Annotated in this window: 9 protein-coding genes; 2 read left to right on the top strand and 7 right to left on the bottom strand. The window is 60.2% G+C overall.

The window, feature by feature from the left end:
• The 7 genes from ASE94_RS01380 to ASE94_RS01350 all read right to left on the bottom strand — a co-directional run.
• The coding region (locus ASE94_RS01380; RefSeq protein ID WP_244483875.1) for a methyl-accepting chemotaxis protein at window positions 1-2,073 on the bottom strand (2,073 nt) is incomplete at its 3' end.
• A 107-nt stretch (window positions 2,074-2,180) separates the two neighbouring features.
• On the bottom strand, window positions 2,181-4,262 hold the full coding sequence (locus tag ASE94_RS01375; protein WP_082460724.1) for a methyl-accepting chemotaxis protein: 2,082 nt from the start codon (window positions 4,260-4,262) through the stop codon (window positions 2,181-2,183).
• Complete coding sequence (locus ASE94_RS01370; RefSeq protein ID WP_061911690.1) at window positions 4,259-4,756, bottom strand: chemotaxis protein CheW; 498 nt, start codon at window positions 4,754-4,756, stop codon at window positions 4,259-4,261. Before ASE94_RS01370 ends, ASE94_RS01375 begins: the two co-directional genes overlap by 4 nt.
• Entirely contained in the window at window positions 4,753-6,828 is a 2,076-nt protein-coding gene (locus ASE94_RS01365) for a chemotaxis protein CheA (protein ID WP_062628883.1), read from the bottom strand. Before ASE94_RS01365 ends, ASE94_RS01370 begins: the two co-directional genes overlap by 4 nt.
• Window positions 6,825-7,193, bottom strand: coding sequence for a response regulator (locus ASE94_RS01360; RefSeq protein WP_062628882.1), 369 nt, complete (start codon window positions 7,191-7,193; stop codon window positions 6,825-6,827). Before ASE94_RS01360 ends, ASE94_RS01365 begins: the two co-directional genes overlap by 4 nt.
• Window positions 7,194-7,212: 19 nt before the next feature.
• Entirely contained in the window at window positions 7,213-7,524 is a 312-nt protein-coding gene (locus ASE94_RS01355; protein WP_061911687.1) for an STAS domain-containing protein, read from the bottom strand.
• Window positions 7,525-8,125: 601 nt separating this feature from the next.
• Window positions 8,126-9,175 (bottom strand): LacI family transcriptional regulator, encoded by a 1,050-nt coding sequence (locus ASE94_RS01350; RefSeq protein WP_244483873.1) that lies wholly within the window; start codon window positions 9,173-9,175, stop codon window positions 8,126-8,128.
• Window positions 9,176-9,477: 302 nt separating this feature from the next.
• On the opposite strand from ASE94_RS01350, the gene ASE94_RS01345 reads away from it, so the two are divergent.
• A complete protein-coding gene (locus tag ASE94_RS01345; protein WP_062628881.1) occupies window positions 9,478-10,578 on the top strand; it encodes a Gfo/Idh/MocA family oxidoreductase in 1,101 nt (366 codons plus the stop codon).
• A gap of 301 nt (window positions 10,579-10,879) precedes the next feature.
• The gene (locus ASE94_RS01340; protein ID WP_061911684.1) at window positions 10,880-11,089 is read left to right on the top strand and encodes a cold-shock protein; all 210 of its coding nucleotides are present in this window, start codon (window positions 10,880-10,882) and stop codon (window positions 11,087-11,089) included.
• Window positions 11,090-11,221 lie beyond the last annotated feature (132 nt).

Below are 11,221 nucleotides of genomic sequence, written 5' to 3'. Positions count from 1 at the left end.
CGCCAGTTCTTCTGCCGTCGAGGAAAGCTCCTCGGAGGCGGAGGTGTTCTGCTGGGTGACCTTGTCGAGCTGCTGGATCGCGGTGTTGATCTGCGAGGCACCAGCATTCTGCTCGCGGCTACCAGCGGAGATTTCTTCCACGAGTTCCGCCGTGCGCTGAATATCGGGCACGAGCTTGTTGAGCATTTCGCCGGCCGATTGCGCTGCCTTCACCGTCGTCCCCGACAGGGTCGAGATTTCGGCTGCGGCAGCTTGGCTGCGTTCAGCGAGCTTGCGCACTTCGGAGGCGACCACCGCAAAGCCACGGCCATGTTCGCCGGCACGGGCTGCTTCGACAGCAGCGTTGAGTGCCAGCAGATCGGTCTGGCGCGCAATTTCCTGCACGACCATTATCTTCTGAGCGATGGTTTCCATGGCGCCCACAGCATTGGCCACTGCTTGGCCCGAGGCAATTGCGTCGGCAGCGGACTGACGGGCGATCTTCTCGGTCTGGGAGGCGTTGTCGGCCGATTGCTTGATCGTTGCTGCCATTTCTTCCATCGAGGCCGAAGCCTCTTCCGTGGACGAGGCCTGCTCGGTCGCGCCCTGGGAGAGCTGCTCTGCAGTCGCCGACATTTCCTGCGCACCAGCCGACACATTGTTGGCCGAGCTGATAGCGTCCGAGATCACGTCCCGCAGTTTTTCGACCATCTGCTCGAGCGCGATGCCAAGCGTGTCCTTGTCCGAGAGACGCCGTGGCTCGACCGTGAGGTCACCGCCGGCAATCTTTTCGGCAACAGCCGCGGAGGCGGCAAGACCATCCACCATGCGCTGCATGGACTGGCCTAAAACGTCCTTGTTCGAAAGCACCTTGGGCTTGGCGCTGAGATCGCCATAGGCCACCTGATCGACCACCGCGGCTGAAGCCCTGAGATTGTCGGTCATGACATTGACGGTATCGACGAGGTCCTTGATCTCGTCATTGCTCTTGATCTCGACGCGCTGGTCGAGATCGCCGATCGACACGGCCGAGACCACCTGCTTGACCTTGTTGAGGCCGCGGGAAATGCCAAGAACGATGACGGTTGCCGCAATGCCTGCGACGAGCGCCGAGCCGATGAGAAGGCCGATGAGCAGGGTGAGGCTCGAGTTATAAAGCTGGTCGGCCTGAACGCTCGCCTCTTCCATCAATTCCTTGTTGCGCGCCAGCATATTACCCAGTGTCTCACTGGCAGCGCGGCGAACGGTGGCTGCTTCTTCCGACTTCTGTTGTGCGAAATAGTCGCTTTTGGTGATGGCCATTTCGACCGCACTATCCATTGCGGTGACAAGCTCTGCGAAAGCAGCCTCTGCATTGGCAACCAGGGGTTGCTCAGCGGGCGACACGGTGCGCTGCAAATTGGGGAACAGCGTGCCCACTTCAGCGATGCCGGTCTTGTAGTCGTTGTACCATTCGTCCTGCTTGGCAGGATTGGTCGCTGCGAGAAGCACGTTGCGCTGCTGTCTGAAAATATCGGAGACGGCGAGGAAGGCCGAATTGGCGGCGGAATATGCAGAGAAGGCGCTGAGGTCGCCGGAAGACAGGCGTGTACCCGTGGCCCGGACAAGGGCGGTCATGGCGTCTTCGGTTTTCGACAATGCGGGGCTACCCACAGTGGTCGTAATCTTGAATGCCTCGGTGTCGCTATTGGCGAGCGCAAACGTTTTGGTCGCCTCGAGAAGCGGCACATATTCTTCGAGCTGGGTATCGAACTGCTCGAGCAGTGCACGCACCTGCGTGTCTTTGACATTGGCTTCGAGGAAGTCTCGCTTTGCCGCGATCGCTGCCAAGCTCTTGTCGATCTGGTCGATATTGCCCTGCATCGTTTCGACGTCGTTCGCCATGATGGTTGCGCGCAAACGCGCCCCGACATTTTCGAGGCTGGTCTGCATTTCAGCCATGGCGACGGTGTTGGGGGATCGAACATCGACGATCAGGCTCAGCGAGTTATTCAACTGACCGAGGTTTTGTACGGCGATGAACATGCTGCCGGCAGACAAAGCGACGATCGTCGCAAAAGTGGCCGCGAGCTTGGCCTTGATAGTAAGTCGCATTCTAGAGCCTCTTCTAGGCAGGGGTTGAGCGTCGCTTCGCGGCGGTCGGGGGGGAAGGATGCTGCGCTGTCCATCGCGGCATCCCGAGGTTCAGGGCAGGCTAGGCTTCACGCAGCGCTGCGGCGGGAGAATTCGCCGTCGAGGTCGTCCATGCCGCCTTCGAGATCGAGGTCGAACCCACCGGCATTGGGCTTAGCGCGGTTGGTGGCGCTCATGTGTGGAGCTGAAGCCATGACGGCCGAGCGGATATCGCGCTTGGCCGGCTTTCTCGACGGCGCCGAGAAGGCTGGTGCATTGGCGGTGTCGAGCCGGAAGTAGCTGATCGCGGATTGGAGCTGCTCGGCCTGGCTCGCCAGTTCTTCGGCCGTCGATGACATTTCCTCGGCCGCCGACGTGTTCTGCTGGGTCACCTTGTCGAGCTGCTGGATGGCCGTATTGATCTGCGACGCACCCGCATTCTGCTCGCGGCTACCGGCGGAGATTTCTTCCACCAGTTCTGCCGTGCGCTGGATATCGGGCACGAGCTTGCCAAGCATTTCGCCGGCAGACTGGGCGGCCTTCACAGTGGTGCCGGACAGCGTCGAGATCTCGGCCGCGGCAGCCTGGCTGCGCTCTGCAAGCTTGCGCACTTCCGAAGCGACCACCGCAAAGCCACGGCCATGTTCGCCGGCACGAGCCGCTTCGACGGCAGCGTTGAGCGCCAGAAGATCGGTCTGGCGCGCGATTTCCTGCACCACCATGATCTTTTCGGCGATCGTCTGCATGGCCGAAACCGCATTGTTCACGGCTTCACCCGAAGCAATTGCGTCGGCAGCGGACTGGCGGGCGATCTTCTCGGTCTGCGAAGCATTGTCGGCGGACTGCTTGATCGTAGCCGCCATTTCTTCCATCGAAGCCGAAGCCTCTTCGGTCGAGGAAGCCTGTTCGGTCGCGCCTTGGGAGAGCTGTTCGGCCGTTGCCGACATTTCCTGGCTGCCCGAAGCGACATTGCGGGTTGCAGACGTCACTTCCGCCACGACTTCGCGCAGCTTGGCGGCCATGGCATTGAGCGCCTTGATCAGGTCGCCCACTTCGTCGTCACCCTTGATCGATGCCGTGGCGTTGAGATCGCCGCCGGCGACGTCATTGGCGAGCCGCACGGCGCTCGAAAGAGCACGCGAGATCGACACGACGATCCAGGTTGCCGCGATACCGGCGATAACGGCCGCGCCGATCATCAGCGCGATCAGCAGCATACGGCTCTGTTCGTAGAGCGAGATCGCGTCGGTATTGGCCTGCGCCATCTGCTCGCTGTTGAGATCGATTATGGCGTTGAGCGCATCGACCGAGACCAAGCGGGCTTCACGCGCACCACCATTGGCAAGCTCAGCAGCGAAATATTCGCCATTGGTCTGGGCGGTCGACTGTGCCTGGGCAACGCCATCGAGCCAGGATGTGATCTGCTGCTGATAGGTCGCAAAGGCTGTGCGCTCGGCAACAGGCAGGGAGCGGCCGAGCGTTTCGATCTCGTTCAGCAGCGTCTGCTTCTTTTCCGTCAAAGCGTCGATATAGGTCTGCTGGCGCTCGGGCTGGTTCATGTTGAGAACCACGGTCCGAACTTCGCGCGAGATTTCCAGCATGGCGGTATCAAGCGACTTGAGCGCGCTGAACGTGCGGAAGTCGGCCATGTCGCCAGAGTTCAGAATATTGGATTCGAGCCGGGACTCGATACCGCGCAGGGTTTCGAACGCGGCGCGCTGCGTTGCGCCTGCAGTTTCGATCTGTTCGCTCGCAACGATGTCCGAGTTGAGCCCGGCCAGGCGGTTCACTTCTGCATGCTGGGCGAGATAGTCCATCCAGGCATCGCTGAAGGCATCAACCCGCGGCTTGCCCGCTTCGCTCGAAAGATCGCGCAGTTTAGCGGTTTGCTCGGTGATGGCGGCCTTTTCCGTTTCGATCTGGCCGGCAAACTGCTGGAATGTCTCATCGTCTGAGGCAAGGATGAGGTTCTTCTCATCGCGAGCGACACGCAGCGTCCGGGCGTTGAGATCGGCCGCGATCTGAATGCGCTCGACATTGCCGTCGACCATGGCTTCCATCGAGCTGCTGAGCGCGCCGAGGTTCTGGATCCCCATGAACATGCCCACCGCAGAGGTGGCCACAACGGTGACGAATGTCGCCGCAAGTTTTGTCTTGATGGTCAATCTCATGCTGCAGACCTTTCTTCTGACGCTGCCGCGGACGGACTTCTGCCGCCCGGTGATTCAAAAATCTTTTCCATGTCTGGGATGATGATGAAGCCGCCATTGCGCTTGCCGATGCCCTTCACGAATTCAGGGCGCCAGCGCATGCCGACTTTGGGAGCCTCTTCGATCGAGGCGGTTTCGATATCGGTGACGTCATGCACCTTGTCGGCCAAAATGCCGGCAATGGTGGGCTCGCCGTCGATATCGACTTCCATGACGACGATGCGCGTATCGGCATCGGGCTCGGGCCGGTCCATGCCGAACATGACGCGGAGATCGGCCAGCGGCACGATCGAGCCGCGGACATTGATCAGACCGCCAACAAAAGCCGGGGCGCTCGGCACTTTGGTGATCGGCACAAGATCGAGGATTTCGCGCACCCGGCTCGCCTCGACGGCAAAGAGCTCGTCTTCGAGGCGAATGGTCAGCGCCGTCATATAGGACTGGTCGTCGCTCATGCGGCTCTCCCCAGGTTGCGGTCGACATAGGATTGGCCGGAGGCCACGAGATGGGCGGTGTCGAGGATCAGGGCCACCGAGCCGTCACCGAGAATGGTGGCGCCCGAGAAGGACTTGATGCCCGAATGAAGCTTTGAGAGCTGCTTGATGACCGTCTGGTTGTTGCCGATGATCTGGTCGACCACGAGCCCGACACGGCCTTCGCCCGAGGAGACGATAACCACCTTCTGGTGCGCTTCGGCCTCGCCCTTGATCCCGAACACTTCGCGAAGGCGCAAATAGGGGACGAGCGACCCACGGATATCGAGGAAGTTGCGGCCCTTGGCATTGGCTTCGATGCCTTCGGGCAGTTCCACACATTCTTCGACGGCGGCGAGCGGGATGGTGTAACGGCCGTCGCCGACGCGAACCAACATGCCGTCGATGATTGCGAGGGTCAGCGGCAGGCGGAGGGTAAAGGTCGAGCCCTTGCCCTGGGTCGTCGTCACATCGATCGTTCCGCGCAGCCCGTCGATGGTCCGCTTGACCACGTCCATGCCGACGCCGCGGCCCGAAAGGGCAGTGACTTCCTTGGCCGTCGAGAAACCGGGCGCAAAGATCAGGTGGTTCAGTTCCTGCTCGGTCAGCTTGGCATCAGGGCCGATAAGCCCATTTTCTTCGGCCTTGGCGCGAATGCGTTCATGGTTGAGACCGGCGCCATCGTCGACCACCGAAATGGCGACTTCGGCGCCCGAATAGACGGCCGAGAGGCGCACTGTGCCCTTGGGATCCTTGCCCGCCGCGACGCGCTTTTCGGCGCTTTCGAGACCATGGTCGACCGAATTGCGGATGAGGTGAACCAGCGGATCGGCCAGGCGCTCGATGACGGTCTTGTCGAGTTCGGTTTCTTCGCCGGTCGTGATGAATTCGATCTGCTTGCCAAGCTCGCCCGAGAGATCATGCACAAGGCGGCGGAAGCGCGAGAAGATCGTCCCAATCGGCACCATGCGGATGCCCATGGTCGTATCGCGCAGACCCGAAGACAGGCGTTCCAATTCTTCGGCAATGGTTTTCAGCGAAAGATCGGCAGAACTCGCCGCGATCTGGCTGAGCCGCGCCTGAGCGATGACCAATTCGCCGACGCGGTCCATCAATTCGTCGAGCCGTTCGGCCGGAACGCGGAGCGAGGTGGCTGCCGGCTTTTCGGCTTCGGCCTTTTCCGCAGGTTTTGCCTTCTTCACCGGCGCCGCGGCCTTGGCGACGAGAGCCGCTTCGACGACGGGCTCGGGCACATAGGGCGCCTCGGGCATCGCATCTTCGCTCGGGGCCGGCGCGGCCACGGCAACCGGCGCTGCCGCCGGCGCGCCGAGCGGGGTCAGCGTCAGTTCCATATTGTCGCGGAGGAAGAGGAAGACGTCGTCGATCGCGGCGGTTGGATCGTCCGCGGTCTCGATATCCACCTGCCAGCTGATATGGCTGACTTCGGGGTCGATGATGTCGAGATCGGGAATGCGATCGGTGAGCGCCAGGATTTCGATCGGCCCGATCCCGGCAAGTTCCTGCAGCAGCAGTTCAGGGTTAGTGCCGTAGATCAGCGCGTCGGACGGCAGCGAGAAAACCAACCGCCAGCGCTTGGCGCTATCGGCCACGCTCGACACGCCAACCACTGGCCCAGCAATTGGCGCGGCAACAGTTTCGACAGGCGCCGGCGCTTCGACCGGGCCACCGTTCACGATCGCCCGGAGCGCAACGAGGATCTGTTCGCCACCTTCATTGGGCGCATCCGGATCTTCGATAAGAAGGTGGATATGGTCCTTGGCGTCGAGCGCCACGCCGATGAGCGCAGTATTGGCTTCGCTTTCCCCCTTGCGGACACGGTCAAAGGCCGTCTCGAAATCATGGACGAATTCGGCAACCGCCGTGAACCCGAACATCGCGCCCGAGCCCTTGATCGTATGAAGAGCGCGGAAGGTCGAATTGATCAGGTCGGAATTGGACGGATCCTGTTCCAGGTCCAGAAGGCCGGCTTCGAGCTGATCGAGCAGCTCGCGCGCCTCCTGGCGGAAGGTCTCGGAGGGATCGGAAATGTTCATGCCCCTGTCACCTTCTTGATGACGGCCAGCAACTGGTCCTGCTTGAAGGGTTTGACGATCCAACCGGTGGCGCCGGCTTCCTTGGCCTGGCGCTTGAGTTCCTCGTCGGACTCGGTCGTCAGCAGGATAATCGGGATGCCCTTGCTCGAGGGGTGCTGGCGATATTTGCGGATGAATTCGATGCCGTTGAGAACCGGCATGTTGAGGTCGGTGATAACGGCATGAACCGTATTGGTCGTCGCCTTGTCATAGCCATCCTGGCCATTGACAGCCTCGATGACGTCGAGACCCGCTGAGGTCAGCGTCATGGCGACCATCTGACGGATGGAAGCGGAATCGTCGATTGTCAGAATTGTCTTGGTCATGCCGTCAAGTCCCGTGGGATTAAGAGTGTTCGGTCCAGAAGGACGCTGCCGGCTGGGCCGGGTTCATGAACCCCGCGCCGTCGAGAACGGCCTGCAGCTTTGGGCCTGGAGTGCCCTTGAGAGTGAAGGATTTGCCCAGCGCCTGGGCCTTGTTGCGCGCCGCGAGAAGCGACTGCACGGTCGTGACATCGGCCTGGCCGATGGCGCTCGTGTCCACTGCGATTGCAGCGTGCTCGGCAATGGCCGATTTGAGCTGGCCGAGAAAATCCTGGGCCGATTTGACCGAGAGATCGCCGGTCAATGCGAGCGTGAAGGTGCTATTCCCGGTCATGCCAAAAACCGGGCTGGGTAGTTGATCCGCGATGTCATAATGCTCTCAGGCTTTGGGTCGTTAACAACCGATGAACGGTATGAAGTAATCAGGCGACGAGCGGTCGTCCGGCTAGATGTCTGACTATGCTCGAAGCCGTATTCCCATCCGGCCTGACACTGATAATTTCATGGATGACTTAATCATTGGTTACATGACCAAGTTTTTTACCAGTCTAGATCACGCATCCTTAGTATAACTTCCGAGTTAATACATGAGTCTCGCTAGAGTAACCCATGAATCGATTCAGAGTCCAAAGGGGAGGAGCGTGAATCCGGGCAAATAGACTCTGTGCTGATTCAGAGTCCAAGCTTTGCCAATATTATTTGATTCAACGCAGCTAATGCAGTCTTGACGCAAATGGGGGCCTAAAACCGCTCTCCGAGCGGCTCTTGGCCGACGCCAAATAAGGCAAAGTGACTGCCTTTATTCTGCCCAAATGTAAAACCGCATTTGGGACGTGTCAGAGCAAAACGCATCGAAAACGGCAAAAATGACCGCTCTCAAAGGTTTGCGCTCATTCGCGCAAAAAGCTGAACCCTTTTAGCAAGGCAGATTCGGATCAGCCTTGGGGCCAGTCGTAATGCGGTTTTGCGAGGTAGGTGAGATCGTCTGCGTCCCCGGCAATACGGCGGAGAAGTAACTCACCGAGATGCCGGCCAGCGGCTACGAAATCCTCGGCCACTGTTTCCGCTGCAGGCTGGAACTGCATGAACATCGAGGACGACTGCTTGGTCACGACATGCGCCGTCTTGCCCACAACAAGACCTGCTTCATTGAGCCCACCAATAATAGCAAGAGCCGAGACTTCGGAGGCGCAGATATAACCATCCGGGCCATCGGGGCGCTTTGAGCGCTTGATGACATAGTTGCGGATTGCATCGGTGGGGCTGCTGAGATTGACGTCCGCGGCAAACTCGAAGGCAATTCCCGCTTCGCGCGCGCCGCGCTCCACCCCGGCTTTCAAATGCCCGGTATAGGTCAGCGCACTATCGGGCAGCACGATCGACACCTTCTTGCAGCCGAGCGCCGCAAGGCGCAGCGTTGCGTGATAGGCATAGTCTTCATTGTCGAAATCGACGAAGGGATGAGCTTCGGGCCATTGGCTGCGACCATGGCTGACGAATGGAAAGTCATTGTCGAGCAAGAACCGGATGCGCTCGTCAAAGGCTTCGGCTTTCGAGAAGATGACGCCATCAGCCATGCGATTGCGCACGATATGCCGGATCGGCTCGATCGGCTGCATGTTGCGGAACAGCGGCGTGATGACGAGGTGATAGGCGGTGTCGCGCAGCGTCTCAGTAATCCCTGTCACGAGCGACGTACCGAAGCCATAGATCTGTTCGTCCGGCTCGAGCACCAGCGAAATCACATTGGTGCGGCCGGTCTTGAGGCGGAGAGCCGCGCGATCCGGCAGATAGCCGATTTCGGCCGCGATGCGCTGCACGCGGTCCCGCGTTTCCTGGGCCAGTTCCGGCGCATTATTGAGCGCGCGCGAGATGGTGGTCACCGCAAGGCCCGTCATCTGGGCAATCGTTTTCAGCGTGGGCTTGCCGGATGGTTTTACACCGCGCTTGGCGCGAGCGTTGGCCGGCACTTCGTCTTGCGACACGTTTATCCCCTCACCCGTCCACATGGGGACGACACCAAGGCCGAAACAACACCAGATTGGGCAGGATAGATCAAGAAAAAGAGCGTATCCGCGGGCTCATCCCAATGGCATTCGGCCGGAAAACCGTCAAATACCGGGTCCAACACGGTCTGGACTATTCTGACGTACGTATGTCACCATACCATACAAGAATCTGACCCTGCTGTGCGCCGCCTTTTGCGGCCACCGCAGAAGGGGTTCGGGATGCTGCCAAAGGCAGTGGGAGTTAAGGTTCGTGCTTTGGCACGGCGTGAGGAGACAAGATGCGCAAAGTTGGCATCGGCATTATCGGCTTGGGCAATATTTCGGCGGCCTATCTGAAGGCCGCCAAGGATTTTCCGGTTCTCGACATCAGGGCCGTGGCGGATCTCAACCCCGCGGCGGCCAGGGCCCGCGCCGATGAGTTCGGCCTCAGGGCAGTGACCATCGACGAGATCTTTGCCGATCCCGACATCGAGATCATCCTCAATCTCACCATCCCCAAGGCCCATGTCGAGGTCGGCCTCCGTGCCATCGAGGCCGGCAAGCACGTTTACTCGGAAAAGCCGCTTGGCGTCGTCTTTGCCGAAGGCAAGAAGCTCGTCGAAGCCGCCCGCGCCAAGAATCTCCGCGTCGGCTCCGCTCCCGACACCTTCCTCGGTGGCGCGCACCAGACCGCGCGCCGGGTGGTCGATGAGGGCAAGCTGGGCCAGGCCGTTGGCGGAACGGCCTATTTCATGTGCCCCGGCCACGAGCGCTGGCACCCCAATCCCGCCTTCTATTATGAAGAAGGCGGCGGCCCCATGCTCGACATGGGCCCATACTACATCACCGATCTCGTCAATCTCCTCGGACCCGTCGCCAGGGTCTCCGGCTTCGGCACCATGTTGCGCGACACGCGCACCATCACCTCCGAAGCGCGCAATGGCGAAGTCATCCCGGTTCATGTCCTGACCCATGTCTCAGGCACGCTGGTCTTTGCCAATGGCGCCATCGTCCAGATCTCGATGAGCTTTGACGTTGCCGGCCACAAGCACGTGCCGCTCGAGATCTACGGCACCGACGCGACCCTCATCGTCCCCGATCCCAACAATTTCGGCGGTCAGGTCGAGCTCATGGAAAAGGGCGGCCAGTGGACCAATGTCGACACCGACCAACCCTATGCCGACGGCAATTACCGCTCCATCGGTCTCGCCGACATGGCCCACGCCATCGTCGAAAACCGCCCGCACCGCGCCAATGGCGACCTCGCCTTGCACGTGCTCGAAGTGATGGAAGCCTTCGAAACCTCTTCGCGCACGGGTCAGGTCGTTGAGATCACAACGCCCGTCACCCGTCCGGCGCCACTCGCGACCTCGCTCGTCGATGGGAAACTGGGGCGATAAAACCAGCGCTCCGCCTTATCCTTCCTTCAGCCCTCGTGGTGATGTGCTTGCCTTGCCAGGTCACGCACCATGAGGGCCTTTGCGGACGACCAAAGTCCCAACGAAAATGATATGAATTCCGGGTCCATAACCGCCCAGCAGCCCGATCCACGCGGTCCAGCCCAATCCGGGGCGAAAATCTGACAGCCGCAGCGTGGTTTTTCGGCCCCAAAGCCGCTTTTTTCGGGCTTTGGGGACACATTGGACTTGTTACATTCGGAAAACTCGTTAGCTTGCCGATCCTCTAATCGGGAAATAAATCATGGCTATCAAAGGCACCGTCAAGTTCTTCAACACGACCAAGGGTTTCGGCTTCATTACGCCAGAAACCGGCGGCAAGGACGCATTCGTCCACATTTCTGCCGTGCAGCGCTCCGGCCTGGACGGTCTCTACGAGAACGACAAGGTTGAATATGACCTTGAGTCCGGCCGCGATGGCAAAGAGTCGGCTGTCAATCTCAAGCTGCTCTAATCTCGCGATCGACATGGAGGGGCGCTGAATGGCGCCCCCTATGGTTTGCCTGCCGCCGATCCGGGCATAGTTCCCGCCGAGCGGATAAGGCTGCAGCGCCAATGCGCTGCCAGCTCGCTCAGTCACAGGATG

This window comes from Devosia sp. Leaf64, from assembly GCF_001421945.1.
Classification (GTDB): Bacteria; Pseudomonadota; Alphaproteobacteria; order Rhizobiales; family Devosiaceae; genus Devosia.
This window is presented reverse-complemented; position numbering and strand designations above follow the sequence as displayed.

What these genes read in the sequence shown, in the direction of transcription:
- ASE94_RS01345 (WP_062628881.1), top strand. Translation starts at nt 9,478, where the DNA reads ATGCGCAAAGTTGGCATCGGCATTATCGGCTTGGGCAATATTTCGGCG.
- ASE94_RS01375 (WP_082460724.1), bottom strand. Translation starts at nt 4,262, where the DNA reads ATGAGATTGACCATCAAGACAAAACTTGCGGCGACATTCGTCACCGTT.
- ASE94_RS01355 (WP_061911687.1), bottom strand. Translation starts at nt 7,524, where the DNA reads ATGACCGGGAATAGCACCTTCACGCTCGCATTGACCGGCGATCTCTCG.
- ASE94_RS01365 (WP_062628883.1), bottom strand. Translation starts at nt 6,828, where the DNA reads ATGAACATTTCCGATCCCTCCGAGACCTTCCGCCAGGAGGCGCGCGAG.
- ASE94_RS01340 (WP_061911684.1), top strand. Translation starts at nt 10,880, where the DNA reads ATGGCTATCAAAGGCACCGTCAAGTTCTTCAACACGACCAAGGGTTTC.
- ASE94_RS01360 (WP_062628882.1), bottom strand. Translation starts at nt 7,193, where the DNA reads ATGACCAAGACAATTCTGACAATCGACGATTCCGCTTCCATCCGTCAG.
- ASE94_RS01370 (WP_061911690.1), bottom strand. Translation starts at nt 4,756, where the DNA reads ATGAGCGACGACCAGTCCTATATGACGGCGCTGACCATTCGCCTCGAA.